Consider the following 26,241-nt stretch of genomic DNA (forward strand, 5'->3'; position numbering starts at 1 on the left):
CGAAAAGGCGGTGAAAGATGCCCCTGAGCGAGTTTTCAGACACGCCTTAACTAGGCTCGCCTTCGAACTGCAGCATGTGACCGAGTTTCGCTTTCTTCGTGTGCAAGTAGCCTGAGTTGTCTTCGTTTTCCTCCATTTGGATTGGCACTCGTTCGACAACGTTCAGACCGTATCCTTCCAACCCTTTAATTTTCCTAGGATTGTTCGTAAGCAAGCGAATTTCCCGAATGCCGATGTCTTTCAAAATTTGCGCGCCAATGCCGTAATCGCGAAGATCAGGCGCAAAGCCAAGCTTAACGTTCGCTTCGACCGTGTCCATGCCTTGCTCTTGCAATTGGTAAGCGCGAAGCTTGTTAATCAACCCAATGCCTCGCCCTTCCTGACGCATATACAGCAGAACGCCGCTGCCTTCCTTCTCGATCTGCCGCAGCGCGGCTTCAAGTTGCGGACCGCAATCGCAGCGATGCGAATGAAACACGTCTCCCGTCAAGCATTCCGAATGGACGCGAACGAGCACCGGCTTGGTGCCGTCGATATCGCCTTTCACGAAAGCGACGTGTTCCTTGCGGTCGACGTCGTTCGTGTAGGCAATCGCCTGGAACGTCCCGAAGTCGGTCGGCAGGCGCACTTCGACTTCGCGTTTGACCAGCTTTTCCTTCTCGTTGCGATAATGGATCAAATCTTTAATCGTAATCAGCTTCAATCCGTGCTGCTTCGCAAATAGCTGCAAATCGGGGAGACGAGCCATTGTGCCGTCTTCCTTAATGACTTCGCAGATGACGGCTGCTTCCGCCGATTCGCACATCCGGGCGAGATCAACTGCCGCCTCCGTATGTCCGGCGCGTCTCAAGACGCCGCCTTTCTTCGCGATCAGCGGGAATATATGACCGGGACGGCGGAAATCAGCAGCCTTGGCATTCGGGTCGATCAGCGCCTGTACTGACAGCGAACGCTCGTGCGCGGAAATGCCGGTCGTCGTCGACACATGGTCGATCGAAACGGTAAACGCCGTACCGTGATAATCCGTATTGTGACTGACCATCGGCGGCAGGTCAAGAGCTTCGGCTGTTTCCGGCGTAATTGGCACGCACAGAAGCCCTCTTGCTTCCCTGATCATGAAGTTGATCACTTCTGGTGTCGCCTTATCGGCAAGAGCGATCAAGTCGCCTTCATTTTCGCGGTCCTCGTCGTCGACGACAATAATAACCTTGCCGGCTTTCAAATCTTCGAGTGCTTCCTCAATGCGATCGAACAATGGTTGAGTCATAGCGATTGCCTCCTTCACATAAATCCGTTGTCGCGCAAAAACGATGCCGTCAGTTTACCGGCGCCGCCTGCGGCTTTTGTGCCGTTATCCCTTTCGCTCAGCAAGTGGTCAATATATTTGCCTAAAATGTCGCATTCGATGTTCAGCGTATCTCCGGGATGCTTATTCTGCAGAATCGTCTCCCGGAGCGTGTGCGGAATGATCGACACCGAGAATCTGCCCGCTTCCCGGTCGACCGCGACAATCGTCAGACTGATGCCGTCCAGCGTAATTGAGCCTTGCTGAACGATGTGCCTCATAAGTGCTTCTTTGTTCGGCTCGATTTCAAATACAACGGCGTTCGCTTCGTTCGTTCGTCCCCTGATCGTGCCGGTACCGTCGACGTGTCCCTGGACGATGTGTCCGCCGAAACGTCCTCCCGCAGGCATTGCCCGTTCCAAGTTCAGCGGACTGCCTGCCTTGATCGCGCTCAAGTTCGTATGCCTATAAGTCTCAGGCATCACATCGACGGAGAAGGAGCCGCGATCGTAAGAGACGACCGTCAGGCAAACGCCATTAACTGAAATGCTGTCGCCAAGCTTCACATCGTCCATGATTTTGTTTGCCCCGATGTCAAGGATCATTGCTTCGCCTCGTCTTTGAACGGAACGAAGCACGCCCAATTCTTCGATAAGTCCCGTAAACATTCATTTTCCCTCCGGATATCCCGTCATACACCAATCGTCGCCGAAGCGCTCCATCGTCACGCGATTCAGCCTGAGCGCATCCGACATTTTCTCCGGCCCTGCGAATTCAAACGCAGAAGGCGCCCCTTCGCCGCCGACGATAATCGGCGCGTAGATCAATTTAACTTTGTCGACGAGTCCGGCTTTGAGCATGGCACCGTTCAGCACTCCGCCGCCTTCCAGCAAAATCGAACCGATGCCCATGGCCCCAAGCTTCATCATGGCCTGCGTGAGATCAACTCTGTCGCCGTTGCCGCAGCGAAGCACCGTGGTCCCTTTCGCTTCCAGCAAAGCGGCTTTATCCGCGTCCGCGTGCTCAGTCGCGATCACAATCGTATCGGCAACGTTGTTCAACACTCTGGCATGTTCGGAGATCGCAAGTTTGGCGTCCACGACAATACGTATCGGATGGATACCTGGCACGCTTAAGCGTGTCGTCAGCTCTGGATCATCGGCCTTAATCGTCCCAATGCCGACCATAATTCCTTGATGCTTATGACGCATCGTGTGGACGGCTTCTCTTGCTTTCTCGCCCGTAATCCAGCGGCTGTGCCCGGTCCTCGTCGCGATTCGCCCGTCTAATGTCACCGCCGTCTTCAGCGTTACGAAAGGAATGCCATGGACGATATGCTTGTTGAACGCTTCATTCAGCGCCGTCGATTCGTCTCCTAGCAGCCCGACATCGACTTGAATGCCCGCTTCCCGAAGTCTATCGATTCCCTTACCCGCCACAAGCGGATTCGGATCTTTCGCCGCGACGACGACGCGAGAGACGCCTTCCGCGATAAGGCGTTCGCAGCAAGGCGGCGTCAGCTTGCCCGTGTGGCTGCAGGGCTCTAGCGTCACATAGGCGGTAGCGCCTCTAGCTAGTGTTCCCGCCATGTTCAGCGCAAGCACTTCCGCATGCCCTTCGCCGCGCTTCAGATGGGCCCCGAGTCCGACGACCCGCCCTTCGTTCACGACAACGCAGCCGACGACGGGATTAACACCGGTTTGTCCGGAGGCCGCTCCCGCCATGTTTAACGCAAGCCTCATATACGTTTCGTCGTTCAGCAAATCCATATTTCCGCTCCTTTCCCTGACGCGCTTCGCTTGAGCGACCACGCCGATTTTTTGACTTGCGGTCAGTTACGATAAAAAAACCCCAAGAGCCCAGGCTCCGGGGGTTAGAGAAACACAGCGCGAAAAAACAAACGTCCGAAAAGATACAGAAATAAACCGTAGCGTTGGTGGCATGTGAAAAAAAGAACAATCATCTGCGATGAATGTTATCTTCACGTGCCTGACGCACGAATATCTGTCTATTGGACAGCAAAATGTCGCTGCGCTTCCTTCTCCCATCCAGACTTTAACTGTCGGTCCCGGATTTGCACCAGGTCCACCGAAATCGCGCCGCCGGATAACCGGAAGAGTCGATTGCGGGTCACGGACTGACGGCCGTCGCCCCGGCGCAAAGCCGATATGCTCACGAGCCGATCACCGCCGGTGGGGAATTACGCCCCGCCCCGAAGGTAAGCAACTGATTGTATGAAAGTGTAACATTCTGCCTCTTAAATTGCAAGCAATTGACTTGGGATTGATTACCTTCGGCCAATGACAAAAAATCCCCGCAACGAGGTCCTGGCGGATAACGTTGCAGGGCTTGACGCCTTAATAAATATCCGAGACTAGCTTACGCGGATCGATTCCATTTTCTCTTGGCCTTTCAGCGCATCCACATGCTCCATGCCGGACGCCACTTTGCCGAACACGGTGTGGACGCCGTCCAAATGCGGCTGCGGGCTGTACACGATATAGAACTGGCTGCCGCCGGTGTTCGGACCGCGGTGAGCCATCGCCAAGCTGCCCCGCTCGTGTTTGTTTTTGTTATGCTCGCACGGAATCGTATAGCCGGGGCCGCCCGTGCCGTTACCGTTCGGGCATCCGCCTTGCGCAACAAATCCCGGAATCACGCGATGAAAAGGAATGCCATCGTAAAACCCTTCGTTCGCGAGCTTCTCGAAATTAGCGACCGTATTCGGCGCGTCCTCGTCGAACAGCTCCAACTCCACTTGCTGGCCGGTAGCCAGTTTGATAATCGCTTTCTTAGCCATTAAAAAAATTTCCTCCTGTCGCAATGTGAACCAAAATCATTGAGTTAGTTCGATACGGTTTGCTTTTGCAGGCGTGCCGGAATCACATCGTTGCCGACGATATTGTCGTAAGATTCGCGAGCGACGACAAGATCAGCTTGCCCGTCCTTCACGAAAACGACGGCCGGACGACGTATGCGGTTGTAGTTGCTCGCCATGGCGTAGTTGTATGCACCCGTGCAGAATACGGCGAGCAGATCACCTGTTTGCACTTGCGGAAGCTTCAAGTCCCAGATGAGCATGTCGCCGCTTTCGCAGCATTTGCCGGCTACGGACACAACTTCTTCAAGCGCATCGTTCGCGCGGTTCGCGAGCACCGCTTCATATTTGGACTCGTACAGCGCCGGACGAGGATTATCTGTCATGCCGCCGTCAACCGCAATATATTTGCGTACGCCAGGGATGTCTTTGCTTGTCCCGACCGTGTAGAGCGTCGTACCCGCGTCGCCGATCATGCTGCGGCCCGGTTCGATCCATACTTCCGGCAACGGGAAGTTCGCGTTCTCGCAAGTCGTGCGAACCGCATTTGCAATCGCGTCGACGTATACACCGAGCGGAAGCGGCTGATCGCCTTCCACATAACGAATACCGAATCCGCCGCCGAGATTCAGAACGGTGAACGTATGATTAAGCTTGTCGCGAATTTCAACTGCGAACGCGGACACTTTCTCCACTGCCATGCGGAAACCTTCGACTTCGAAAATTTGCGAGCCGATGTGGGAGTGAACGCCAAGCACCTTCAGGTTCGGCAATCCGATTGCCGTCTCGATCGCTTTATATGCGGTGCCGTTGCCGAGGTCGAAGCCGAACTTCGAATCTTGCTGACCGGTGGAAATATAGTCGTGAGTATGAGCTTCGACTCCCGGCGTAATGCGGAGCAACACGTTAACGCGCTTGCCTTTGTCGGCCGCGAGTGCATTCAGCAAATGCATCTCGACAAAATTATCGACAACGAAGCAGCCGATGTTGGCGTCAAGCGCCATGTTGATTTCTTCAGGTGTCTTGTTGTTGCCGTGGAAGTGAATGCGTTCCGCCGGGAAACCCGCCTGAAGCGCCGTATACAGCTCGCCGTCGGACACGACATCGAGGCTCATCCCTTCTTCTTCCGCAACACGGCACATCGCCATGACGCAGAATGCCTTGGATGCATAAGCCACCTGGTGGCGAAGACCGGTGGCGCGGAACGCTTCCATGAATTCGCGGGCGCGTTGGCGCACGAGCGCCTCGTCCACGATATAAAGCGGCGTGCCGAATTGTTCGGCCAGATCCGTAACGTCGCAACCGCCGATTTCGAGATGACCTTTAGCGTTTATTTTACTCGTACCATGCAAGAACATTAATGATTTCCCCTTTTGCGAAATTCGGGCGGCGGCATTCGACCGTTCTCCCGGTGTTTGCACTTATAGCATGAGTATAGCCGAATTTCGCTGTTGGGGAAATGGAGGATTCGCCAAATCATTTGCATTCTCTTCATCGCTGAATAAGCAGCCAATCGATTAGCGAGCCGGTCACCTTGCCCAGCACCATGGCCATGAGAAGCAAGAACATATAAGACTTGAGCCTGAATCGCTTGGAAAATATGGGAAGGACGTTAAGCACTTCCGTCAGTGCGGCGGCTAACATCCCGACGAATAAACCTTGAAATACAGCGGGAAAAAGAAGAATGCCGTCCGGCCAACCGAGCTTCCAATCGAATTGATCGGCGCAGCTCCAGATTACTGCTCCTGCCAGAATCGCCGATTCGAACAAGCCTGACCGCCTGTGCGCCTTAGTCAGTTGCACGAGACGAGGAATCAGGTCAAGTACGATAAGAAGAGCCACGAACGCGCTGCCAACGGAAAAGCCGCCCGCCAGACCAACGGCGACCATCAGCGCGCCAGTTAGCCAATCAACCACCTTTTCCTTCCGCCTCCTCCGAGTCTTGTTTCTTGCGATATTCTTCCGTGATGACGTAGTGATTCACATTTTCTTGGTACATAAACATTTCTACTTCGAGGGGATTAGGCTCGTCGGAGCTTCTTTTGCGCAGCAACCGGTTGAAGAACAGCAGCATGCCGAAGCCGACTCCAATGGAGTACGGGATTTGAAACAACCAAGGATGCCAGTCAGGCTTGCCAGTAATGAGTTCGGTGACCCGCTTCTGGACATGGGGCATGTTGACGTCGGCATGAAAGTTCATAAGCGCCATCCCTGATCCAAAAAAAAGCAGTAGCCATGCCAGAACAAGGATGAGGATGCGGGGTTTGGCTGGGCCGGCGGAAGAAATTTCGACGAGCACATGCGGTTCTCCGAACGTTTCGATAGCAGTGCCAGGCAGCGTTTCCCGCACTGCCTTGACGATTTGAAGCATGTCGATGACGAGCATATTGCTATCTTCTGACCGTACGCGGTGCAGCGGCAAGTTTCTCAATTGCCGTTCCTTATCGGCATCCGATACGAGCCTTGCCACTTGTCCAAGCGTAATGACGGATTCCGGGGTCACGACGACCCGGCGGCGCAGCCTCACATAGACGACGGACGATGTTTCCATGGACTCGTCCCCCATTAGGCGCTTTTCATTTCTTTATATGTCGAAAAGACGATAAACAGCAAGGAAAGCCCATATGCAAGCAAACAAGCATTGCCGACCCACGGGAAATCGGTTGCCAGCCACATGCCCAAGACGACGAGAAACACAGTCGCGCCGACCGACAAATGCGTCAAACGCATCCACCCCCTTACACTGAGCCGCATACGGCCTTTATCGCTTTTATTTTCCGGCCTTCGCTCTTCCGCTTCGTTCGCCGGATCGGCTTTAAAGCGCATGGCCAATACGAAAAACAATATGATGATCAGCGGCTGAACGGCAATCTGAAATACCGGATAAGCATACTGGTAGAAATTGCACAGCTCGCTCTGATTTCGGAAAGCGACGAGAAGCGTAAGCATCAACAGCCAGCCTAACGATCTACTGAACACAATCGGATTGGATCCTTTCAGGAAGCTGGTCACGCCGTGCTGAAACGCCAGGAAGGTCACGACGGAGTTAAACAGCAAAAGAGGAAGATAGAACACGTATAAATAAATCTCCAACCGGTCCAGGAAGTCGGTGATATGCATCTGAGTCGACAAATTGAACCCGGGGTAGGTCAGCTTTTCGAAGATTGGAGCGCCGAACACGGCGATGATGATGATCGTCGTCAGCGACAGGCCGAACGCGGCGATGGCCATTCCATGCCGAAGCGACGCATGAAGCATGCGGGAATTTTGCAGCATGTGCAAAAAAGCGCCGAACAGAAACATATCGCCGAATTGAACGGCGCCGTATACGTTGGTCAGCAGCACTTGCGCAGGCGGTTGCGTAAACACGGGTTCCCATTGGGAAGCGGAAATTTCGTTGCTTAACAGCAGCGGAAAAAGCAGGAAGACAAAGGCGAACGAAATGAAAATGAATTCGTTGACCCTTGCCGCGACTTCGATGCTCGTTTTCCCGTAATAAATCATGACCAGCACGAACAGAAGAATCAAAATTTCCGGCTGCGTAAACCGCAGCAGCACGTTGCTGATGAAGCTGGTCGAATACGAGACGTCACGGACGAAGACGAACCAAATTTGCAATAGGAGGATCGCGTTGATCGCCGCGCCGCCAAATCTTCCCGCTACGATAAAACTGATTTCGAATACGTTTTTTCCGGGAAATTTGCGTGATAACGTATAGAAAAGAAACGCGATCAGAAAGGCGTACATGATCGCGGCGGCATAGGAGAAAATCGCATCATGCCCGGCGGCCTTGGCCAACTGCCAGCCAATGTTGTCGAACGCTTTATAGATAAACGCGGCCAACAGCCACGCCATTTGGCGCGAACTAATCGCCTGTTTGGACATACATGATCCCTCCGATGATTGATTTCGCCCAAGACGAGACGGTATCGTCGAGCCATTCCGAAGGAAGGCGAGGCCGGTAATTCAGGCTGATCGCGACGAACAAAGCGAGCGATAACATTTGAATGGCCCAGAACAGCATCCTGGAAGACGGGAGCGCTTTGACTTTCTTATAGTCCGTCGCGCACCAAATGGCCATTCCAAGCAAAAACACGACTTGAAAAATAGGATTCATCTGTTTTCCTGCCTCACGATATTTTCGTTTGCCAATCCGCTTTGGACGATATCCGCGTCGACATGAATGTCGAATTCGGCGTTCTTGAGCGTTTCCGTCCAATGCTGTTTGAGCGTTCGCTGCCATTTGCGGGGATACTTGCGATACACGATCATTCCCAAATCGGCCGAATCGGAGCCGTTCTTTCGAATAGTCGCAACCGCTTTTTCGATTTGATTTTTGATGCTTGCCGAAGCGGCGCCGATTTCTTTCCGAATCGTTTGTTCTTCGGACAAATCTTCCATGGTCATATTTTCGACGACCGCCAGCCTGGCCTCGACTTCGATCTTGAATTTGACGCGGTTGTTTCCGTCTACTGAAGGCGTTATTGTCGTCTTTGCTCTGCTCACGTTAAATTGAAGTCTTTTCGGTTGATTCAACGCGACATTCAAGAAGACAGGTTTGGCCTCTCTTTTCATCCAGGCTAAACCTGCAGCGGCTTCGTTTTCGAATACGTCGACCATCTTATCGCCTTGAAATTGGGCGTAACCGAGCACTTGAATTTCTTTGCTCTTCTCTTTGGCTCCCGTTTCCTGCTGACCCATATAGGCAATAATAGGGTCGGTTCCGATATGGCTTAACGTTTGCCCGACGGTTTTAATGCTGACCGGAATAAATCCGCCCATTTGGATCAATTCACGCATCGCCTCGCCTGAAAATCGTTCCAGGCTAGACTGGACTTCCAACAAGTCGATCGCTTTGCCCTTCGAGACGATCACATAAGAAGTCAACCGGTTTTCCGGCCACCTGGAAAAAATGTCGAACAGATTTTCGATGCCGTTCCTCGCGACTTCTTCGCTGATGATGAGCACGCGGTAGTGACCGTAAATCAATCTTCGCGACATTCGTTTTTGCAAGGTGACGGCGGCTTGCCTCGTAGTCGTTCCCGATTCGGAATCGATATAATAACTTTTGCTGCCTCCCGTCCCTCCTCCGCCACCCTTGGAGCCGGAGCTGCCCATTTGGCCAGGCAGAGGTATTTGCAGCGAAAGCTTGTACGTGCCGTCTTTTTCCCTATCGATGCCCATAGCGACGACGATCGCGACATCATTCACCTCGAGCCTGTCCCAACAGCCGGTTGCCAGAAACGGCAAGCACAACAAAAGGACGAGGGGACGTATCCGTTTATACAGCTTACCTTTTGTCATCGGGTGAATCCCCCTTTGACCCGTTCTGATCTTTGATTTCTTTCGACATTGTATCGCTCATGCGCGTATCGTCCCTTACGTGCAAGAAGCTGGGGCGCGTCGAGAGCGCCCACTGCGGCGCTCTGATCAATACATCCTTCAAATCGGACAGCTTGAGAGGACTGATCGGCGTCAAATACGGCACGCCAAAGGAACGAAGATTGGCCATATGCCCGATGATCAGAATCAAACCGAAAAAGATGCCGTAAACCCCGAAGATGGACGCCAAAATGAGCAACGGAAAACGAAGCATGCGGACGGCGATCGCACCGTTAAAATGCGGAATTGTGAAGGATGCGATTCCGGTAATCGACACGACGATTACCACGGGCGCGGACACGATCCCCGCTTCCACGGCCGCTTGCCCGATGACGAGCGCTCCCAGAATGCCGACGGCCGAGCCGATCGCTTTCGGGAGCCGAACGCCCGCTTCCCGGAGCGCTTCGAAAATAACTTCCATGATCAGCGTCTCCACGATCGCCGGGAAAGGGATCGACTCCCTGGCCGCAGCGATGCTGAACAACAGTTTGGTCGGAATCAGAACGTGATGGTACGTCGTGAGCGCTACGTACATCGCCGGCGTAACGAGCGACGCGAATAAAAAAAAGTATCGGAGCCATCGTACCAGCGTACCGATCTGGAAACGTTCGTAATAGTCTTCTGTCGCTTGCAATAGTTGAACGAAGACGGTAGGAGCAAGCAGAACGAACGGCGTCCCGTCGACGAAAATGGCGATTCTTCCTTCAAGCAGCGCCGCCGCGACAAGGTCGGGACGTTCGGTATGCTGAATTTGCGGAAACGGAGAAAAGGCACTGTCTTGAATCAGTTCCTCGATATACCCGGAATCGAGAATGCCGTCGATTTCGATTTTCTGCAGGCGCTTAACCGCTTCTTCTACCAATGCCGGGTCAGTAATGCCTTCCATATACGAAAGGACAACGGACGTATTGCTGTGCTTGCCGATGACGAAAGGCTTCATCTTCAGCCTCGGCGACTTGATTTTACGCCTAACGAGCGATGTATTCGTCCTCAAGTTTTCGATAAACCCTTCTCGCGGGCCACGAATGACTGCTTCCGACGGCGGCTCCGAGACAGATCTGAGCGATGGTCCTCGCAAACCGAGCAAGATGGCCTTATCGCTATTTTCGATAATGATGCCAGTGTCTCCGCTGAGCACTCCTAGCAGGAAGTCGCCGTAATTGTCGGTCGTCTTTGCCTGTCCGGACGGAATGACCGTTTCCAATAACCGCTTCGCGTCTTCGGATCCTCTTTCATAGATCATGACTGCTTTCAGCGCTTCGTCCACTTCTGTCGTCAACACGAGTCCGTCGACGAAAACGGCGAGAGCATGTACGTTTTCTTCAATGTCGAAAGGGCGGATGACGATGTCCGAGCACTCTTTGAACATGTCGTCGATCAGATCTTTATTTTCTTGAAGCGTCCGCTTGATCGGAACTTCATTCAACTCGGTTATGTACGTGAAATCGATATGTTCCTTGGAGTCGTTCTTCTCCCCGCCATTGCTGCTGTTGCCGCTGTTTCTGCCTTTTCCTCTACGTAAGATCAATCGGGATCACCACCTTCCGTTATTTTGCCAAGGGAGAAGTTTCCTATGTATCCAGACGAAAAAAAGATTGCCGGATCATCCGTTTATTCGAACGGAAGAACGGCAATCTTTTTTCTTGCACTACTGGGCGATTTGTTCTTTAATGCTTTGCAATATTTTTTTCTCCAGACGGCTGACCTGTACTTGGGAAATACCGAGTCGACCGGCTACTTCCGATTGCGTCTGGTCGCGGAAGTAGCGCAAGTACACGATAAGCCTCTCGCGATCATTCAAGCCCTGAATCGCTTCCGTCAATGCCAGCTTGTCGAACCACCGTTCTTGGGAGTCGTCGGCGATCTGGTCCATCAGCGTGATCGGGTCTCCGTCATTCTCGAACACCGTCTCATGAATCGATGACGGCGGTTTATTCGCTTCTTGGGCGAACACGATTTCTTCCGGCGTCACACCGATTTCTTCCGCGACTTCTCCAATCGTTGGCGCGCGGCCAAGCCGTTTCGAAAGCTCGTCTTTCACCTTGCGAACTTTGTTCGCCATCTCCTTCAATGAACGGCTTACTTTAAGCGTGCCGTCGTCGCGAAGGAACCGCTGGATTTCGCCGATGATCATCGGCACTGCATAAGTCGAGAACTTCACGTCGTAGCTCAGGTCGAACTTGTCCACGGACTTGAGAAGTCCGATGCAACCGATCTGAAAAAGGTCGTCGCTGTCGTAGCCGCGGTTCGAGAACCGTTGCACGACGGACCAGACGAGCCGGATGTTGCTGCTGACGAGCGTGTCCCGCGCGGTCGTATCCCCGGATTGGCTGAGCGCGATTAGTCTTTTCACTTCGCTGTCATCCAGGTAAGCCGGCGGAGACGAACGTTTCCACTCTGATTCCATGCCCCCAACCCCTGCCGCGCGTCGATTAGTTGAACAGCGCTTTTTTCGATTCGATCCGCTTTCTCATCCGCAGAGAAGTTCCGCCATTGCTCGAGCTGACGACGTCGAACTCATCCATGAAATTTTCCATGATCGTAAAACCCATTCCGGATCTCTCCAACTCCGGCCTCGAAGTGAAGAGCGGCTGGCGGGCGAGCTCCAAATCTTCGATACCTTTGCCTTCGTCGCTGACCGAGATGCTCACCGTGTCCCCTTCGATCGTCGCTTCTACCGTCACGACGCCGTCCGTTCTGCCGTCATAACCGTGAATGATTGAATTGGTGACTGCCTCGGAGACAACCGTCTTGATTTCGTCCAATTGCTCGAGCGTCGGATCAAGCTGGGAAATAAACGCAGCGACGGCGATACGCGCGAAAGACTCGTTCTCGGAACGGCTGGAGAAGCTCAATTTCATCTGATTGCTTCCGCTCATGACACGACCTCCAGACTGGAGACCGCTAACCGCTCGGTATCGTAGAACGATAAAATTTTAAACAGTCCGGACAGCTCGAACAGCCTTCTGACGCCCGTCTGCACGTCGCAGACGACCATTTTGCCGCCGCGGCTCTTCACAAGCTTGTAGCGCCCGAGGACGACGCCCAAACCCGAACTGTCCATAAAATGCAAATCTTTCAAGCTCAGAACGACGTGATCGCACCTGCCCCTTAGTATCGCGTCCTCCATTTTGAAACGAACAACGTCGGCCGTATGGTGATCCAACTCGCCTCTTAGGCGGACGATCAACACGTTGCGTTGCTGCTCCAGCTCGACTTGCAAGCTCATACCGATTTCCCCTTCCCCATGTGCGCTTCTTCTTTGCCCCTGTCCAATTCTACGGGCGGCTCTCCCATTCCTGCCCTCCGACAAAACTAGAAGCAACGTTGCCTCGTTCGACAAAAACTTCGCCCTACTTAACCTGCGAAAAACAAGTGTCCCGTAGCTCTGCGCATCAGCGTCCACCAGCCAGCGCGTTCGACGGCGAGTGGCGATTCGACTGGGAACTCCGATAGCACTTCGTTGCCCCGATACACGACAAGTTTGCCGACCGATTGTCCGATCTCGACTGGCGCTTTGACGTTCGGCTGCAGCACAAGCTCGTGGCGGATGCCTTTGCCGGCATCCCCTTTCCTCAGGAGCACGCTGTACGAATGTTTAGCGGTTAACGGAATGGAACCCACTTTGCCTTTCTCGACTTCCAACGTACCGATCGCGTCGCCTTTTTTGTAAATCGGTACATTTGTATATTGCGCGAATGCATAATCGAACAGATGGGAAACCTCCGCGTTGCGCGTCTTCGTGTTCGGCTCGCCCATAACGACGGCGATCAGCCTCAAGTTGTCGCGGCGTGCAGTCGCCGATAAGCAGAACTTTGCTTCGCTTGTGAAACCTGTTTTCAAGCCGTCAGCGCCGCTATAGAACCGAACTAGCTTGTTCGTGTTCACAAGCCAGAACGGCTTCGGACTGCTCTTGCGCAAGTAATCCTGATAGAGACCCGTATATTTCGTAATGCTTTCGTACTTGAGCAGCTCCCTTGACATGATCGCGATATCGCGCGCAGAACTCATATGCCCTTCGGCCGGGAGTCCGTTGCAATTGACGAATTTCGTGTTCTTCATGCCGAGCTCTTCCGCTTTCGCGTTCATCATCGCGACGAATTGCCGTTCGCTGCCGCCGAGCTTCTCTGCCAGGGCCACGGAAGCGTCGTTACCGGATGCGAGGGCAACGCCTTTCAGCATTTCATCGACGCTCATCTCCTCGCCTGGTTCGAGGAAAATTTGCGAGCCGCCCATCGAAGAAGCATATTCGCTCGCCCGAACTTTGTCCGTCAGCTTCAGCTTGCCTTCATCCAGCGCTTCCATAACGAGCAGCATCGTCATAATCTTCGTGATACTCGCGGGAGGCAGCTGCATATCGCTGTTTTTCTCGTAAATGACCGTTCCGCTGTCCGCGTCCATCAGAATAGCCGACTTGGCGCTGGCGGCCATGTCGGTAACGGTTTCGCCCGAAGCGGGCTCTTTCGCACGTGCGACGTTCGGCAACGCGAGGGCGATGGTCAATCCGAGCGCAAGCAAATAAGCGAACAGTTGGAAACGGGATTTCATACATTTATCGTGACAGGCCAAAAATGGCTCCCCCTCCTGCGGCCGCAAGCGGCCATAGTTTGTTCTTCCCCCTAGTGTTCCCTCCTCCTCTGGAAAATATTCCAACACCGGCAACTGAACCGCCACCCCACATTGACATGCGAACGCCTGTTTGCTAAAATAAGACAAGATCCAACAAGGAGGAATCCGGATGTCCGAGGAACGTCTCGAACGGCTTGAGAACATGATGGGTCAGCTCATCGGCATGGTTGGCAAAGTGCTTGGCGAGCAGCAAGACATGAAGAGCGATATGCAGGAAATGAAGAGCGACATCAAGGAAATCAATCAAAGGCTTGATCGAGTAGAAAACAGGCTCGAACGCGTAGAAACCGAGCAGGTCCGCTTTAATGATTCCATCCACTATTTAATGGACAAGACCACCCAACACGATCATGACATACATGTGTTCAAGACTCGTATATTTAAATAAAAAAAGAGCGTCACCTTCACGGTGCACGCTCTTTTTTTGTTTGGCGGTCATTGTGCTTGCTTACATTTTCGGTATAACCGCGAGCACGAGGGAAATGAATTGCTCCTTGACGAGTTCCGTCGTCTCCATGACTTCTTCGTGGGAAAGCGGCTGCGGCAATATACCAGCAGCCATATTGCTAATGCACGAGATGCCAAGCACTTCAATGCCGGAATGCCGGGCAACGATGACTTCCGATACGGTCGACATACCGACCGCGTCTGCCCCGATCGTACGAAGCATGCGGATTTCCGCCGGCGTCTCGTAGTTCGGCCCGAGTAACCCCGCGTACACGCCCTCTTGCACCGAGAAACCGAGCGCTGCAGCCGACTCCTTGGCGATGGCGCGCAGACGCGCGCTGTATGCGTCTGACATATCCGGGAACCGGACGCCAAGCGCGTTATCGTTAGGTCCGACTAACGGATTGCGCCCTGTCAAGTTCAGATGGTCGGAGATGAGCATCAAGTTGCCAGGGCCATAGGTCAAATTAACGCCGCCGGCCGCGTTCGTCACAAGCAACGTCTTTACGCCGAGCGCCTTCATGACGCGAACCGGCAATGCCGTCCGCTCGGGCCCGTACCCTTCGTACATGTGGAATCTACCGCGCATCAGCAGCACGCTGCGCCCTTGCAGCTTGCCGATCAGCAGTTCGCCGGCATGTCCTTCGACCGTCGACACGGGGAAGTGCGGAATGTCTTCATAAGGAATCGTAACCGCATCTTCCAATTCGTCTCCGAGCACGCCAAGGCCGGAGCCGAGAATGAGTCCAACTTCCGGACGGATATGTGTTGTTGTGCGGATAAATGCCGCCGCTTCGTCGATAATCGCTTTCGTAATCGCGTGTGCCATCGTTTGCAATCTCTCCCTGTTCCCAATAAATTATTTCAGAAGCGATAGAAAGCTGCGGCCATGTGTGGAGTAACCCGCACCGAAGTTTTCGGAGATCGTCGCTGCGAGATCGGCGAAAGTCGACCGAGTGTCGATAGGGCCTGTTCCCGACAAGCTCGGGCTCCATGCCAGCAAAGGCACATACTCCCGGGTGTGATCGGTGCCCGCATGAATCGGGTCGTTGCCGTGGTCTGCGGTTATGAGAAGCAAGTCGTTCTCTCCCGTTGCTGCCATCAGGTCAGGTAGCGCGCGGTCAAATTCCTCAAGCGCCCGACCGTAACCTTCCGGATCGCGCCGGTGACCGTACAACGAATCGAAATCAACGAGATTCGTGAACAGCAACCCTTGAAAGTCTGCTGCCATTTCTTTGGCGGTCACGGCGATGCCGTCCGCGTTGCTCTTCGTCGGAATCGCCCGGGTAACGCCTTCGCCGCTGAAAATATCGTTGATCTTACCAACCGCGACGACATCCAGCCCACGGTTCTTCAACGCGTCGAGTACTGTCGGACGCGGCGGCTTCACCGCATAGTCGTGCCGGTTGCTTGTCCGCTTGAAAGCACCGGGATTGCCGACATAAGGCCTTGCGATAACACGGCCGACAGAGAACTCATCTTTCATCGTCAGACGGCGCGCAATGCGGCACGCCTCATACAGTTCCTCGAGCGGTATTACGTCTTCGTTCGCTGCAAGCTGAAAAACGCTGTCCGCAGAGGTGTAGACGATCCAAGCTCCCGTTTTCATCTGCTCTTCGCCAAGTTCGTCCAAAATTTCCGTTCCGGACGCCGGTTTGTTGCCAATGACGCTGCGGCCGGTCAAATCTTCGAACTGACGAAGCAGCTCGGCAGGGAACCCGTCCGGAAACGTTCGGAACGGCGTATCGATCCGCAGCCCCATCAGTTCCCAATGACCGGTCATCGTGTCTTTGCCGACGGAAACTTCGGCCATTTTCCCATAGTAACCGCTCGGTGACGGCTCTGGCTTCCAATCCGCCAGTGGAGCGATATTACCGAGGCCGAGTTTCCTCAAGTTAGGCAACTCAAGCGTGCGGACGCGTTCGGCAATATGTCCAAGTGTGTTTGCGCCCAGATCTCCATAATCAGCCGCGTCGGGCATTTCGCCGATGCCAACGCTGTCCAACACGATGACGGTCACTTTTCGGTAGGCCATTCACATTCCCCTTTTCGTCAGTTGCCCTCGCTGGCGAAGCGCTCAGCTTCGTCAACTTTGGGCACGCGGATGATTGCGTTCGTAGTTTTCCTTGATTTTGGGTTTGGCGCCCGATACGTACATTTGCGTCGTCGCTAGCTCCGTATGGCCTAACATTTCCTGAACCGCCCGAACGTCCGCTCCGTTGCGAAGCAAATGGGCAGCAAAAGAATGCCTGAGCGTGTGCGGGCTTGCTTTCACGCCAAGCTTGTCCGCGTACATCTTTAATATTTTCCAGAAGCCTTGGCGCGTCAATCTGCCGCCGGCCCGGTTCAGGAACAAGGCGTTCGTCGGCTTGTCCGCCGATTCAAGATTTGGGCGCACTTCGCTCAAGTATCGCTCTACCCAATAGGATGCTTGAGAGCCGAACGGAACCATTCTCTCCCTGCCCCCGGATCCCAAGCATAACAAAAATCCCATGTCGAGTCTAACGCTGGCCACGTCGAGCGCCACAAGCTCCGAGGCGCGAAGCCCGGATGCATACGACAATTCGAGCAGCGCGCGATCGCGAACGCCAGCCTCTTCGGACACGTCCGGCAAGTCAAGTAAAGCTTCAAGTTCCGCTTGCTCGATCGTTGCCGGAAGTTTTTTTTCAGCTTTCGGCGATTCAAGCTGCATCGATGGATCGTAATCGACAGCCCGATGAATCGCAAGATATTTGCAAAACGCGCGAATGGCGACCGTTCTTCGTCTGATGGTCGCAATTGATTTTCCCTCTTGGCGCAAATCGTTCATATACACGGACAAATGGTGCGGTCGAATTTCGAAAGGATACCCTACGCCGGCATCTTCAAGGCATCGCCTGAAGTGCTCCAGATCCGCAGTATAGCCGAGCACCGTATTCGCGGATTTGCCGCGTTGTTCCTTCACAAAATCGATATATCGTCTGATCCAGTCGCCGAGTAGAGCATTCCGTTCCGCGCTGTTGTCGCTCATCGTAGATTAACTCCTTCCGGGCACGTATGTTGTATTCCACGCGTACCCGGCTATTTCCTACTCGCCTAACCAATAAAATAATCTTAGCCTGTCGCCCGGAGAACTGTCCGGGTCACCGCCTTCGCCGGAATGAAACACTTTGGAGGCATTACCCGAAGGCACTTTGTAAGGGTCAGACGGTGTGAGCCAACTGTGGAACCAGCCGAAGAAACTGTGGACGAATACCGCAAGAGCAAGAAAAAGGAGCGTAAACTGCAGACGCTCCCACCATCTTTCGTAAGCTCGTTCCCGTTTCATCGTTCGAACTCCCCCTTGTCCGGACTCTCATTCATCCGTATGAAAGGAAAGGCGAAATGATGTCACCACAAACTCTCCAGCGGCGTGTATGGCTGTTCGACTGCCGCGGCGACATGAGGATGCGTAATGGCGCCTCGATAGGCGTTAACTCCGAGCGCGAGCATTGCATTGCTTTTGATCGTCTCTTGGAATCCTTTGGACGCAAGCTGCAGCACGTAATCGATCGTAACGTTCGTCAGCGCGAGCGTCGATGTGCGCGGTACGGCTCCGGGCATGTTGGCGACGGCATAATGGATGACGCCGTATTTCTCGAATACCGGATTCTCATGCGTTGTCGCCCGGTCGATCGTCGCGATTGAGCCGCCTTGGTCGACCGCCACATCGACGATGACTGCGCCTTTCTTCATTGTTTTAACCATCTCTTCGCTGACGAGTCTCGGCGCGCGAGCACCGGGCACGAGAACGGCGCCGATTAACAGATCGGCTTTGCGAACCGCCTGGGCAATGTTGTACGGGTTGCTCATCAACGTCCGCAGCCGCCCTTGAAAGACATCGTCCAGATAACGCATCCGCTCGCCGCTCTTCTCCAGCACGACTACTTCCGCGCCGAGTCCGAGCGCCATTTTCGCCGCGTTCGTGCCGACGATCCCGCCGCCGATTATGATAACTTCGGCTGGCGGTACGCCAGGCACACCCCCGAGCAGAACACCTCGCCCGCCCTGGAATGCCTCCAAATATTTGGCCCCTTCCTGCACCGACATCCGTCCGGCCACTTCGCTCATCGGCGTCAGCAACGGCAAACTTCCGTTCGGTGCCTGAATCGTCTCGTAAGCGATCGCCGTCACGCGCTTATCCGCGAGTGCCTTCGCAAGTTCGGGCGCCGCAGCGAGGTGCAAATACGTGAACAATAGCTGGTCTTGGCGAAAATAGCCGAATTCCTCCTGCAAAGGCTCTTTCACTTTGACGATCATATCCGCTTCAGCCCATACCTCCGCCGCTTCCGTAACGAGCTTCGCTCCCGCTTTCTCGTATTCGCTGTCCGGGAAGCCGCTGCCCTCTCCAGCCCCCGCCTGCACAACGACGGATTGCCCTTGCCGAACGATCATTTCGCAGCCTGCCGGCGTAAGCGCGACGCGATATTCCTGTTTCTTGATTTCTTTAGGCAAACCGATGATCATAGTCGCAATTCCTCCCGTGTTGTAGTCCTCTTTAGAATTGCTTCGTTCCGCTGTCGCTATGCTCCCGCGCCATGCACCATATCGCCGGGTTCTCCATACTTTACAAGCAGATCATGGCGGAATACGCCGACGGGAGGGATCGCCTTGAACGCGCTAGCGAGATCGATCGGCCGATCGGTCAAGCCGCGTCCGTCCGCACGGACGGAACGCAGAAACATTGTCTTCCATCGGGACGCCGATTACAGGCGCTGCCTGAAACAGCTTGCTGCAGCAGGCGTTAAGCCGATCAAGAAAGTCGACGCGTTTCGCCTCGTTTGCTGTCATGCAGACAAGAGCAGCGATTGGAAAGCATTAAACGCCCATCCCAGAGTCGCCTTTATCGAACGCGACCGCAAAGCGAAAGCGCACGATATCGTTATCCCGGCACGCATCCCTTGGAACGTCAGGCGCGTGAAAGCGCCGCCGATCTGGACTGCCTCCCGCTTCGGAGCGGGCGTCAAGATCGGCATTCTCGATACGGGCATCGCCCGCTCGCCAGACTTAAGGATCGCAGGCGGCGTAAACACGATCGGAGGCAAATCGTTCGCAGACGATAACGGCCACGGCACGCATGTCGCAGGCATCACCGCCGCTACAGGCAGGCAGCGCATTTACGGGGTTGCGCCCAAAGGGAGTTTGTACGCGGTGAAAGTACTCGATGCTTCGGGCAGCGGCTTCATATCAGATATCGTGGAAGGCATCGAATGGTGTATGGCCCGAGGCATTCGCATCATGAATATGAGCTTTGGCATGGCCGGCGACAGCGATATTTTGAAAGCCGCCATCGTGAAAGCGAGAAAACGCGGCGCCGTCATGGTTGCTTCCGCTGGTAACAGTGGGACGGAGTTCAAGCGAATCGACTCTCCGGCCCGCTATCCGCAGACGATTGCGGTCGCAGCCACGACGAGAGCGAATCGGCCCGCTTTCTTTTCCAGCAGGGGCAAAGGTATCGACATTGCGGCGCCGGGCGTCAACATCTTGTCGACGTGGCCTGGAGGCACATACCGGAGAGAGTCAGGGACGTCGATGTCGGCTCCCCACGTGACGGGCGCAGCGGCACTTCTGAGAGCGATTTGTCCGACGCTGAGCGCGACGGCAGTCGCGAGGCGGCTCAGGCGCTCTGCGTTGCCGATTCCCGGCGGGAAGAATGCCGTCGGAAACGGTTTGCTGCAAGCGGCCTCCGCAGCAACCGGACTTCCGAAGAAGCTACGTCGCTCCCCTTAATAAAGTATGTTCGACAAACGCAAAAGGGAGGCCCATCCAGCGAGGGCCTCCCTTAGTATGATGTACGACTCAGCCTAACAGCTTTTCAATGTCCGATTTCAATTCGAGCGGTTTCGCGGTAGGGTCGAAATGTTTGACGACGTTACCTTGGCGATCGACAAGAAACTTGGCAAAATTCCAAGTAATCTCCGCTCCAGTCGTGTCCGTCAAATAGACGAATAACGGGTCCGCTTCCGCCCCTTTCACGTCCAGCTTATCGAACATAGGGAACGTCACGCCGTAGTTCAAGCTGCAGAATGCTTCCGCTTCCGCAGCCGTCCCGGGTTCCTGTCCTCCGAACTGGTTGCAAGGGAAACCGAGCACGACCAAGCCCCGGTCTTTATACGTATCGTAAAGCTCTTGAAGCTCCTTGAATTGCGGTGTCAAACCGCATTCGCTGGCGGTATTTACGATAAGCAATGCTTGGCCTTCGTAAGCAGATAAATGAACAGCTTCTCCGTTCGCTTTGCGAGAAGAATATGCATATATGGACATGGGATTTGCCTCCTCTTTTTTTCGGTTTGCTGGGGTTGTAATCGAAGCTACTATAACATCCGTTTATGCGACTGTCAAAGCTCTGGCCTTGACAACGTTCGAATGAATTGCATAAAGTCAAACTAATGAATCGTTGCCCAAGGAGGCGTCCTTAATGTCTATCTACAACATCCCGTTCAATACTTCTCGCGGCGAACACACAAGTTTGGAACCCTATCGCGGCAAAGTGATGCTTATTGTTAACACAGCAAGCAAATGCGGATTCGCTCCTCAATTCGGAGGATTGCAGAAGCTGCACGAAAATTATGCAAACGATGGGTTGGCCGTTCTTGGTTTTCCAAGCAACCAATTCGCGAACCAAGAACCGCTTGAAGGCGATTCCCTCGTCACCCATTGCCAGATAAACCATGGCGTTACATTTCCTTTGTTCGCCAAGATTGACGTCAAAGGACAAACGGCCCACCCGCTCTATCGCCATTTAACGAAAGTCGCGCCGGGATTCCTCGGACTGAAAAACATCAAGTGGAATTTCACGAAATTTCTTGTTGATCGTAACGGCAAAGTCGTGAAACGTTTCTCCCCTACCGTTAAGCCGGAGAAAATCGAAGCGCACATCAAGCGGCTTCTGCAAAGTTGATTGTCGGATACGTTATTTCCAGCATACAAAAAGGCTGCATCGGAAGGCAGCCTTTTTGTTATGGGCGAAATGAACCTAAAACGTTCGTTTATGCCGGTTCGTTCGAGGAATCCGTGGAATTTTCCGCTTCTTTGGCTCTACATTTCGCGCAGATGCCCTGGAAATCCAAACGGTGATCGAGGACGGTGAAGCCGTATTCCTTCTCCAGACGCTCTTCAAGCGGCCCGAGCCAGTCTTCCAATATCTCGGACATGGAACCGCATTTCACGCAGATGAGATGGTGATGGTGATGCTTATTGCTGTCCGTACGCAGATCGTACCTTGCGACACCGTCTCCGAAATTCAACTTTTCTACGACATGCATTTCGCTGAGAAGCTCAAGCGTACGGTACACGGTCGCAAGTCCGATCTCGGGAGCCTTATCCTTGACGAGCATAAATACGTCTTCCGCGCTCAGATGGTCTTCCTCGTTCTCAAGTAGCACCCGGACGGTCGCTTCCCTTTGCGGGGTTAGCTTGTAGCCCTGGGACTGCAATTGCTGTTTTATTTTTTCAATGCGGGCTTCCATAGTTTCCCCCTCCGGTCGCTACTGCACTTCCTTTCATTATAGGACGAGCCTATTCGAATAGTCAAACCTATCGTCAGAATTCAGCAGGAATGGTAGAAGCTGTCGATACCGATACTGACGGAGCTGCCCGAGAAACCAACGCTGGAGATACGTATGCCTCGACTAAAGAAGCAACGACAAGTGCGATCAGCATCATGCCCGTTACGGCCGTATGAGCAAGGAACGGCGGCAATAGCTGGCCTTTGCGGCGGAATAGCCGTTCGCGCACGACGAAATAAGCGAACCTGGCAGCCGAGATGCTGGCGATCATCAGCGCGGGAACGACGATGGCGTTCTGCGGCGCGGTTGCCGCTATGAAAAACCAGACGCCTTTCCATTCGAACTGCTGCGCCAGGAGCGCGACGGCGAAGCCGACAAGAACACCCTTCAGAAAATCAAGCGCAAATACAAACGGCAAACCGATAACGGATAAGCCGAGCAGCCAGATCAATAGCAGCCATTTGGCGTAAAAACGGAAGTTTCCCCAGAACGCATCACTTGCGGACAGCTGGTCAGGATGTTTTAAAGTCGTCAAGTAGGCGCCAAGATGATCGGCCATCTCCTGCTGCTGCTCGAGCGTCAAAGCATGCACGAGCATGCCGCCGAAGACCGCCCCGACGATGACAAGAACGCCTACGAACACGTATAGATTAATGTTGTCGCGGGCCGACAAATTCCACAACCTCAGTTGCATCGATGCAACCTCCTTATCCGCCGTGCGTACAGGCTTCGTGCCTATTCGTATGCGGGACAAGCCGAGATTATGATAGAACGATCGCGCCGTACGTGCCGCCGTTGCCGGCGACAAAATCAAGCCGCCCTTCCCTTGCGGCAATTATCAGCGCTGCCGCTTTGCTGCCCGCGACGGACGCAATCAGCGACTCGGGCAGACGATGCAGCACGTCCATTTCCGTGCCCGCTTCCGTGAACAGCTTCTCTCTCGTCGCGGGGCCGATGCCGGGAAAGAAACTTAACGGCACATGTGCGCGATACGGCGGTCTGCGCACTTCGGACGGTGCCGCTTTGCGGTCTGCCAGTTGGGAGATGCGCCCTTCAACGCCGCGGACAAGTTTGTGACTGCCGCAGAAAGGGCAACCGCCGGTCGTCGCTTCTGCGCTTGAAACCGCTTTGCCGCATCCCCGGCAATACGTCGTATGATACTTCCCGAGTCGCGGGTGCAAACCGTAGTTGGCAACGATATGTCTGCCGTCCGCTCCCTTAAGCGCTTTGGCGAATTCCGCGAAAGACGGTTCCGCTAGCAGCAGTTCGTTGCACTCCCTGCCGATCATGCCGACAGAATGAGCATCAGAGTTTGTCAGAAACGGAATCGCGTCCAGCTGCGACAACGTTCCGGCCATCGCCGTATCCGCGCTTAAACCAAGCTCGACGGCGGCAATACCGTCCAGATCGAGTCGGTCTGACAACCGATCGGCAGAACAACCGAGCAGCCCTCTGTGCGGAGTAAACACATGCGCCGGCACAAGCAATCCGCCGCGATCCAACAGCTCGCGCTGCAGTTCTCTGGCGCTGGCGCGAACGCGCTGCGAGCTGAGCGAAATGTTCGTCACCCTCGGTTTGAGCCACGCCGTCCATTCTTTCATCGCCGCCAGCGTCGGCAAGTATCCGAGCAGATGAAACGGGCCGCCGCCCTCTTCCTTCACTTCCATCTCGATTCCGGGCACAATCGTAGTGCGGCGGTAGCGGATGCCGCCTCCTTCAACCTCTTGCATGTCGCCGGACGCAAGGCAGGCTTCCATTTCCGCCTGAACAGCAGGAGAATGACAATCGATAACTCCTACAAGTTCGATTCCTTTGCGCTCGGACGCCTCTCTCGCGATGTTCGAGAAAGTTAAATCTTTGCTTCCGCTTATTTTGACGGGTTTGCCGTCTTGACTGCGTCCAATGTGCACGTGCAAGTCGGCGAAAACGGGGCCGAGCGTTTGCGCGACGTCAGTCTCGCTTGTATCCCCACGCATCAGAACGAGCCCGTCAATGTGTGCAAGCGCCACGCGTAAACCGCCAGCAGCGTCTTCGCGTCGCAAATTTTGCCTTCTTCGATGTAACGTTGTGCTTGCTCGATCGTAATCGCCTCACAAGTAAGAAACTCTTCGTCGTCCAAATGCGCTTCGCCTTGCTCCAGATCGTCCGTGTAATAAATATGGATAATTTCGTCGGCGAATCCGGGAGACGTCGAGAACGAGTTTAAGCGGCGCATGCTTCTCGCCCGGAATCCCGTCTCCTCTTCCAGTTCGCGTCTTGCCGCCGCTTCCGGCTCTTCGCCCGCGTCCAGCTTGCCGGCCGGAATTTCGACCTGCGCTTTATCGAGCGGCTTGCGGAACTGCTCGACGACGAGCATTTTGCCGTCCATGATCGCCACGACTGCGACCGCTCCGGGATGTCTGACGATTTCCCTTGTCGCTGTCTCGCCGTTCGGCAGGCGAACCGTATCTACTTGCAAAGAAATCATGCGGCCTTCGAATATGGATTTCGTACCGATTGTTTCTTCGTAAAAAGGATGATGTGCGTTTTCTTTTTGTTTGCTCATCGTTTCGATGGCCTCCAGTCATGATTAAAAAATTCGATGCATATGTTCAACATATAAGCTTGTCCATCCTTTTGCAACAATATGTAAGGAGGTCGACTGCCATGTTGAAAAAATATGCCGAGCCCGGACGGCTCCGCCTTGTAGGCAAAGCGTGGGAAATCCGCCATGCGCTTCGCCAGGAGCAGAAAAATCGCGAAAGTCGTTTACCTCTCACTGTGCTCCTAGCCGACTTATTGAAAAAGCAACGCTGCGGCGAAAGCTAGGGCGTGTCTGAAAACCCGCTCAGGGGCATCTTTCACCGCCTTTTCGCCCCCTGCTTCGTCGCGTTTGCTTGACGTACCCCCGGTACGCCTTCACAAACGCTCCTTGCATGGAACGAAAATTCGGCCAAATCTGCTGCCCTCGGAGTATTCAGACACGCCCTAGATCGCCGGAGCGCTGCTTGATTTTACTTCTTCAACGTTTCGTTGACGATCGCCAGTACAAGCTCTGCCACCTTAACGATGTCGTCCGCCTTGATTCTCTCGTCCGTCGTGTGGATGTGCTCGTAGCCGACAGCCAAGTTTACGGTCGGCACGCCGTTGCCGTTAAACATATTGGCGTCGCTGCCTCCGCCGCTTGCGAATTGTCGAGGCGTCAAGCCGATCGCTTGAATGGCGGCTTTGGCCACTTCGACCACTTCGTCACCGTCTCCATACTTGTACGCCGGATAAATCGTATTGTTGACGAACTCAAATTCCGCCCCGTACTCCTCACAAGCACTTCGGACCGCTTCGCGCATCGCTTCCACTTGCTTATCCATTTTTTCTTGCACTTGGCTGCGGGCTTCCGCATAAATTTTGATCGTATCCGTCACGATGTTTACTTCGCCGCCGCCTTCGAAACGCCCGATATTCGATGTCGTCTCGCTGTCCAGGCGCCCCAGTTTCATGCGCGATACCGCCTTGGATGCAACCTGGATGGCGCTGATGCCGTCTTCCGGGTTGACGCCCGCATGTGCCGCCTTGCCGCGGATTGTGATGAACTGTCTGGAATTCGTCGGAGCGGCGACCGCGATCGCGCCTACTTCACCGTTCGAGTCGAGCGCGTAACCGAATTTGGCACGCAGACGTGAGCCGTCCATATGTCTGGAACCGAGCAGACCCGATTCTTCGCCTGTTGCAATAACGAACTGAATGCCACCATGCGGCAAGTTGTTTTCTTTCATCACGCGCAGCGCTTCGAACATCGCGGCCAGGCCGGCTTTGTCATCGGCTCCGAGAATTGTCGTTCCGTCGCTGTATATGTAACCGTCGTCTTTCAGCGTCGGTTGAATGCCTTTGCCGGGCATGACGGTGTCCATATGGGACGTGAACAAGATCGCCGGCACATTTTCTTGTCCAGGGGTAGCGGGCAGCCAAGCAAACAAGTTGCCGGCGCCGTGGCCGATTTGCGGTCCGACGTTATCCTCTTCGACTTCCAGCCCAAGTTCCTCGAATTTCTTGATGAGCACCTTGCTGATTTCCGTTTCGAATTTCGTTTCACTGTCGATACGTACGAGTTCCATGAATTCGTCGATCAATCGCTGTTTTTGCACCATACGGCTTTCCTCCTGACGAAGCATTCGTTA

The 26,241-nt window shown here is 54.2% G+C and carries 30 protein-coding genes and 1 riboswitch; of the genes, 4 read left to right on the forward strand and 26 right to left on the reverse strand.

Features of this window, described 5'->3' with window-relative positions:
* Positions 1–46: 46 nt before the first annotated feature.
* The 15 genes from ACFPOF_RS14075 to ACFPOF_RS14145 all read right to left on the reverse strand — a co-directional run bounded on the left by ACFPOF_RS14075 (position 47) and on the right by ACFPOF_RS14145 (position 14,033).
* Positions 47–1,267 carry a bifunctional 3,4-dihydroxy-2-butanone-4-phosphate synthase/GTP cyclohydrolase II gene (locus ACFPOF_RS14075; RefSeq protein WP_378133629.1) on the reverse strand — a complete coding sequence of 407 codons (1,221 nt, stop codon included), beginning with the start codon at positions 1,265–1,267 and terminating at the stop codon, positions 47–49.
* A gap of 14 nt (positions 1,268–1,281) precedes the next feature.
* Positions 1,282–1,953, reverse strand: coding sequence for a riboflavin synthase (locus tag ACFPOF_RS14080; protein ID WP_378133631.1), 672 nt, complete (start codon positions 1,951–1,953; stop codon positions 1,282–1,284).
* Positions 1,954–3,054: a bifunctional diaminohydroxyphosphoribosylaminopyrimidine deaminase/5-amino-6-(5-phosphoribosylamino)uracil reductase RibD gene (ribD, locus tag ACFPOF_RS14085; RefSeq protein ID WP_378133633.1), complete on the reverse strand. Its 1,101-nt coding sequence runs from the start codon at positions 3,052–3,054 to the stop codon at positions 1,954–1,956.
* A gap of 263 nt (positions 3,055–3,317) precedes the next feature.
* Positions 3,318–3,509, reverse strand: a riboswitch (FMN riboswitch).
* A gap of 150 nt (positions 3,510–3,659) precedes the next feature.
* Positions 3,660–4,085 carry a peptidylprolyl isomerase gene (locus ACFPOF_RS14090; RefSeq protein ID WP_378133635.1) on the reverse strand — a complete coding sequence of 142 codons (426 nt, stop codon included), beginning with the start codon at positions 4,083–4,085 and terminating at the stop codon, positions 3,660–3,662.
* Between the two features lie 44 nt (positions 4,086–4,129).
* Positions 4,130–5,461, reverse strand: a complete 1,332-nt coding sequence (gene lysA / locus ACFPOF_RS14095; RefSeq protein WP_378133637.1) for a diaminopimelate decarboxylase — start codon at positions 5,459–5,461, stop codon at positions 4,130–4,132.
* 133 nt (positions 5,462–5,594) lie between these two features.
* Entirely contained in the window at positions 5,595–6,020 is a 426-nt protein-coding gene (locus tag ACFPOF_RS14100) for a stage V sporulation protein AB (RefSeq protein ID WP_378133639.1), read from the reverse strand.
* Positions 6,013–6,654, reverse strand: a complete 642-nt coding sequence (locus ACFPOF_RS14105; RefSeq protein WP_378133641.1) for a stage V sporulation protein AA — start codon at positions 6,652–6,654, stop codon at positions 6,013–6,015. Before ACFPOF_RS14105 ends, ACFPOF_RS14100 begins: the two co-directional genes overlap by 8 nt.
* A 14-nt stretch (positions 6,655–6,668) precedes the next feature.
* The gene (locus tag ACFPOF_RS14110) at positions 6,669–7,988 is read right to left on the reverse strand and encodes a GerAB/ArcD/ProY family transporter (protein WP_378133643.1); all 1,320 of its coding nucleotides are present in this window, start codon (positions 7,986–7,988) and stop codon (positions 6,669–6,671) included.
* Positions 7,969–8,220 carry a hypothetical protein gene (locus ACFPOF_RS14115; protein ID WP_378133645.1) on the reverse strand — a complete coding sequence of 84 codons (252 nt, stop codon included), beginning with the start codon at positions 8,218–8,220 and terminating at the stop codon, positions 7,969–7,971. The genes ACFPOF_RS14110 and ACFPOF_RS14115 overlap by 20 nt, the downstream gene beginning before the upstream one ends.
* The gene (locus ACFPOF_RS14120) at positions 8,217–9,407 is read right to left on the reverse strand and encodes a Ger(x)C family spore germination protein (protein WP_378133647.1); all 1,191 of its coding nucleotides are present in this window, start codon (positions 9,405–9,407) and stop codon (positions 8,217–8,219) included. Before ACFPOF_RS14120 ends, ACFPOF_RS14115 begins: the two co-directional genes overlap by 4 nt.
* Positions 9,394–10,854: a spore germination protein gene (locus ACFPOF_RS14125; protein ID WP_378134409.1), complete on the reverse strand. Its 1,461-nt coding sequence runs from the start codon at positions 10,852–10,854 to the stop codon at positions 9,394–9,396. The genes ACFPOF_RS14120 and ACFPOF_RS14125 overlap by 14 nt, the downstream gene beginning before the upstream one ends.
* A gap of 279 nt (positions 10,855–11,133) precedes the next feature.
* Positions 11,134–11,892 carry an RNA polymerase sporulation sigma factor SigF gene (gene sigF / locus ACFPOF_RS14130; protein WP_378133649.1) on the reverse strand — a complete coding sequence of 253 codons (759 nt, stop codon included), beginning with the start codon at positions 11,890–11,892 and terminating at the stop codon, positions 11,134–11,136.
* Positions 11,893–11,917: 25 nt separating this feature from the next.
* On the reverse strand, positions 11,918–12,364 hold the full coding sequence (gene spoIIAB / locus ACFPOF_RS14135) for an anti-sigma F factor (RefSeq protein WP_378133651.1): 447 nt from the start codon (positions 12,362–12,364) through the stop codon (positions 11,918–11,920).
* Positions 12,361–12,714 (reverse strand): anti-sigma F factor antagonist, encoded by a 354-nt coding sequence (spoIIAA, locus tag ACFPOF_RS14140; protein WP_378133653.1) that lies wholly within the window; start codon positions 12,712–12,714, stop codon positions 12,361–12,363. The genes spoIIAB and spoIIAA overlap by 4 nt, the downstream gene beginning before the upstream one ends.
* Before the next feature lie 128 nt (positions 12,715–12,842).
* A complete protein-coding gene (locus ACFPOF_RS14145) occupies positions 12,843–14,033 on the reverse strand; it encodes a D-alanyl-D-alanine carboxypeptidase family protein (RefSeq protein ID WP_378134411.1) in 1,191 nt (396 codons plus the stop codon).
* A 190-nt stretch (positions 14,034–14,223) separates the two neighbouring features.
* Here ACFPOF_RS14145 and ACFPOF_RS14150 point away from each other — a divergent pair, with 190 nt between their 5' ends.
* Complete coding sequence (locus ACFPOF_RS14150) at positions 14,224–14,502, forward strand: hypothetical protein (RefSeq protein ID WP_378133655.1); 279 nt, start codon at positions 14,224–14,226, stop codon at positions 14,500–14,502.
* Positions 14,503–14,562: 60 nt separating this feature from the next.
* On the opposite strand, the gene ACFPOF_RS14155 is transcribed toward ACFPOF_RS14150, so the two are convergent.
* The 5 genes from ACFPOF_RS14155 to ald all read right to left on the reverse strand — a co-directional run bounded on the left by ACFPOF_RS14155 (position 14,563) and on the right by ald (position 19,046).
* The gene (locus ACFPOF_RS14155; protein WP_378133657.1) at positions 14,563–15,390 is read right to left on the reverse strand and encodes a purine-nucleoside phosphorylase; all 828 of its coding nucleotides are present in this window, start codon (positions 15,388–15,390) and stop codon (positions 14,563–14,565) included.
* 30 nt (positions 15,391–15,420) lie between these two features.
* Positions 15,421–16,596, reverse strand: a complete 1,176-nt coding sequence (locus ACFPOF_RS14160; protein WP_378133659.1) for a phosphopentomutase — start codon at positions 16,594–16,596, stop codon at positions 15,421–15,423.
* 51 nt (positions 16,597–16,647) lie between these two features.
* Positions 16,648–17,571 carry a tyrosine recombinase gene (locus ACFPOF_RS14165; protein WP_378133661.1) on the reverse strand — a complete coding sequence of 308 codons (924 nt, stop codon included), beginning with the start codon at positions 17,569–17,571 and terminating at the stop codon, positions 16,648–16,650.
* 57 nt (positions 17,572–17,628) lie between these two features.
* Complete coding sequence (locus ACFPOF_RS14170; protein ID WP_378133663.1) at positions 17,629–17,868, reverse strand: DUF4227 family protein; 240 nt, start codon at positions 17,866–17,868, stop codon at positions 17,629–17,631.
* A 62-nt stretch (positions 17,869–17,930) separates the two neighbouring features.
* Positions 17,931–19,046 carry an alanine dehydrogenase gene (gene ald, locus ACFPOF_RS14175; protein WP_378133665.1) on the reverse strand — a complete coding sequence of 372 codons (1,116 nt, stop codon included), beginning with the start codon at positions 19,044–19,046 and terminating at the stop codon, positions 17,931–17,933.
* A gap of 144 nt (positions 19,047–19,190) precedes the next feature.
* On the opposite strand from ald, the gene ACFPOF_RS14180 reads away from it, so the two are divergent.
* Complete coding sequence (locus tag ACFPOF_RS14180) at positions 19,191–20,309, forward strand: S8 family peptidase (protein WP_378133667.1); 1,119 nt, start codon at positions 19,191–19,193, stop codon at positions 20,307–20,309.
* 69 nt (positions 20,310–20,378) lie between these two features.
* Here ACFPOF_RS14180 and ACFPOF_RS14185 read toward each other — a convergent pair whose 3' ends face one another.
* Positions 20,379–20,843: a glutathione peroxidase gene (locus ACFPOF_RS14185; RefSeq protein ID WP_378133669.1), complete on the reverse strand. Its 465-nt coding sequence runs from the start codon at positions 20,841–20,843 to the stop codon at positions 20,379–20,381.
* Positions 20,844–20,997: 154 nt separating this feature from the next.
* Here ACFPOF_RS14185 and ACFPOF_RS14190 point away from each other — a divergent pair, with 154 nt between their 5' ends.
* Positions 20,998–21,480 carry a glutathione peroxidase gene (locus ACFPOF_RS14190; protein ID WP_378133671.1) on the forward strand — a complete coding sequence of 161 codons (483 nt, stop codon included), beginning with the start codon at positions 20,998–21,000 and terminating at the stop codon, positions 21,478–21,480.
* Between the two features lie 88 nt (positions 21,481–21,568).
* Here the strand turns inward: ACFPOF_RS14190 and fur are convergent, their stop codons facing one another.
* The 4 genes from fur to ACFPOF_RS14210 form a co-directional block, all read right to left on the reverse strand.
* The gene (gene fur, locus ACFPOF_RS14195; protein WP_378133673.1) at positions 21,569–22,048 is read right to left on the reverse strand and encodes a ferric iron uptake transcriptional regulator; all 480 of its coding nucleotides are present in this window, start codon (positions 22,046–22,048) and stop codon (positions 21,569–21,571) included.
* 73 nt (positions 22,049–22,121) lie between these two features.
* Positions 22,122–22,781: a stage II sporulation protein M gene (spoIIM, locus tag ACFPOF_RS14200; RefSeq protein WP_378133675.1), complete on the reverse strand. Its 660-nt coding sequence runs from the start codon at positions 22,779–22,781 to the stop codon at positions 22,122–22,124.
* Between the two features lie 67 nt (positions 22,782–22,848).
* Positions 22,849–24,129, reverse strand: coding sequence for an endonuclease Q family protein (locus ACFPOF_RS14205; protein WP_378133677.1), 1,281 nt, complete (start codon positions 24,127–24,129; stop codon positions 22,849–22,851).
* Entirely contained in the window at positions 24,063–24,632 is a 570-nt protein-coding gene (locus ACFPOF_RS14210) for an NUDIX domain-containing protein (RefSeq protein ID WP_378133679.1), read from the reverse strand. Before ACFPOF_RS14210 ends, ACFPOF_RS14205 begins: the two co-directional genes overlap by 67 nt.
* Positions 24,633–24,736: 104 nt before the next feature.
* Here ACFPOF_RS14210 and mciZ point away from each other — a divergent pair, with 104 nt between their 5' ends.
* Positions 24,737–24,895: a Z-ring formation inhibitor MciZ gene (mciZ, locus tag ACFPOF_RS14215; RefSeq protein ID WP_378134413.1), complete on the forward strand. Its 159-nt coding sequence runs from the start codon at positions 24,737–24,739 to the stop codon at positions 24,893–24,895.
* 185 nt (positions 24,896–25,080) lie between these two features.
* Here mciZ and ACFPOF_RS14220 read toward each other — a convergent pair whose 3' ends face one another.
* Positions 25,081–26,211 carry a M20/M25/M40 family metallo-hydrolase gene (locus tag ACFPOF_RS14220; RefSeq protein ID WP_378133681.1) on the reverse strand — a complete coding sequence of 377 codons (1,131 nt, stop codon included), beginning with the start codon at positions 26,209–26,211 and terminating at the stop codon, positions 25,081–25,083.
* Between the last annotated feature and the right edge of the window lie 30 nt (positions 26,212–26,241).

It is taken from the genome of Cohnella soli (assembly GCF_042655525.1).
Classification (GTDB): domain Bacteria; phylum Bacillota; class Bacilli; order Paenibacillales; family Paenibacillaceae; genus Cohnella; species Cohnella soli.

Coding starts and splice junctions, on each gene's coding strand:
- fur (WP_378133673.1), bottom strand. CDS start 22,048: ATGGAAGCCCGCATTGAAAAAATAAAACAGCAATTGCAGTCCCAGGGC.
- ACFPOF_RS14075 (WP_378133629.1), bottom strand. CDS start 1,267: ATGACTCAACCATTGTTCGATCGCATTGAGGAAGCACTCGAAGATTTG.
- ACFPOF_RS14080 (WP_378133631.1), bottom strand. CDS start 1,953: ATGTTTACGGGACTTATCGAAGAATTGGGCGTGCTTCGTTCCGTTCAA.
- ACFPOF_RS14160 (WP_378133659.1), bottom strand. CDS start 16,596: ATGGCCTACCGAAAAGTGACCGTCATCGTGTTGGACAGCGTTGGCATC.
- lysA (WP_378133637.1), bottom strand. CDS start 5,461: ATGTTCTTGCATGGTACGAGTAAAATAAACGCTAAAGGTCATCTCGAA.
- ACFPOF_RS14155 (WP_378133657.1), bottom strand. CDS start 15,390: ATGGCACACGCGATTACGAAAGCGATTATCGACGAAGCGGCGGCATTT.
- ribD (WP_378133633.1), bottom strand. CDS start 3,054: ATGGATTTGCTGAACGACGAAACGTATATGAGGCTTGCGTTAAACATG.
- ald (WP_378133665.1), bottom strand. CDS start 19,046: ATGATCATCGGTTTGCCTAAAGAAATCAAGAAACAGGAATATCGCGTC.
- ACFPOF_RS14190 (WP_378133671.1), top strand. CDS start 20,998: ATGTCTATCTACAACATCCCGTTCAATACTTCTCGCGGCGAACACACA.
- ACFPOF_RS14105 (WP_378133641.1), bottom strand. CDS start 6,654: ATGGAAACATCGTCCGTCGTCTATGTGAGGCTGCGCCGCCGGGTCGTC.
- ACFPOF_RS14185 (WP_378133669.1), bottom strand. CDS start 20,843: ATGTCCATATATGCATATTCTTCTCGCAAAGCGAACGGAGAAGCTGTT.
- ACFPOF_RS14110 (WP_378133643.1), bottom strand. CDS start 7,988: ATGTCCAAACAGGCGATTAGTTCGCGCCAAATGGCGTGGCTGTTGGCC.
- spoIIM (WP_378133675.1), bottom strand. CDS start 22,781: ATGCAACTGAGGTTGTGGAATTTGTCGGCCCGCGACAACATTAATCTA.
- ACFPOF_RS14210 (WP_378133679.1), bottom strand. CDS start 24,632: ATGAGCAAACAAAAAGAAAACGCACATCATCCTTTTTACGAAGAAACA.
- ACFPOF_RS14150 (WP_378133655.1), top strand. CDS start 14,224: ATGTCCGAGGAACGTCTCGAACGGCTTGAGAACATGATGGGTCAGCTC.
- ACFPOF_RS14170 (WP_378133663.1), bottom strand. CDS start 17,868: ATGAAACGGGAACGAGCTTACGAAAGATGGTGGGAGCGTCTGCAGTTT.
- ACFPOF_RS14125 (WP_378134409.1), bottom strand. CDS start 10,854: ATGTTCAAAGAGTGCTCGGACATCGTCATCCGCCCTTTCGACATTGAA.
- ACFPOF_RS14165 (WP_378133661.1), bottom strand. CDS start 17,571: ATGAGCGACAACAGCGCGGAACGGAATGCTCTACTCGGCGACTGGATC.
- ACFPOF_RS14120 (WP_378133647.1), bottom strand. CDS start 9,407: ATGACAAAAGGTAAGCTGTATAAACGGATACGTCCCCTCGTCCTTTTG.
- sigF (WP_378133649.1), bottom strand. CDS start 11,892: ATGGAATCAGAGTGGAAACGTTCGTCTCCGCCGGCTTACCTGGATGAC.
- spoIIAA (WP_378133653.1), bottom strand. CDS start 12,714: ATGAGCTTGCAAGTCGAGCTGGAGCAGCAACGCAACGTGTTGATCGTC.
- spoIIAB (WP_378133651.1), bottom strand. CDS start 12,364: ATGAGCGGAAGCAATCAGATGAAATTGAGCTTCTCCAGCCGTTCCGAG.
- ACFPOF_RS14220 (WP_378133681.1), bottom strand. CDS start 26,211: ATGGTGCAAAAACAGCGATTGATCGACGAATTCATGGAACTCGTACGT.
- ACFPOF_RS14115 (WP_378133645.1), bottom strand. CDS start 8,220: ATGAATCCTATTTTTCAAGTCGTGTTTTTGCTTGGAATGGCCATTTGG.
- ACFPOF_RS14145 (WP_378134411.1), bottom strand. CDS start 14,033: ATGAAATCCCGTTTCCAACTGTTCGCTTATTTGCTTGCGCTCGGATTG.
- ACFPOF_RS14090 (WP_378133635.1), bottom strand. CDS start 4,085: ATGGCTAAGAAAGCGATTATCAAACTGGCTACCGGCCAGCAAGTGGAG.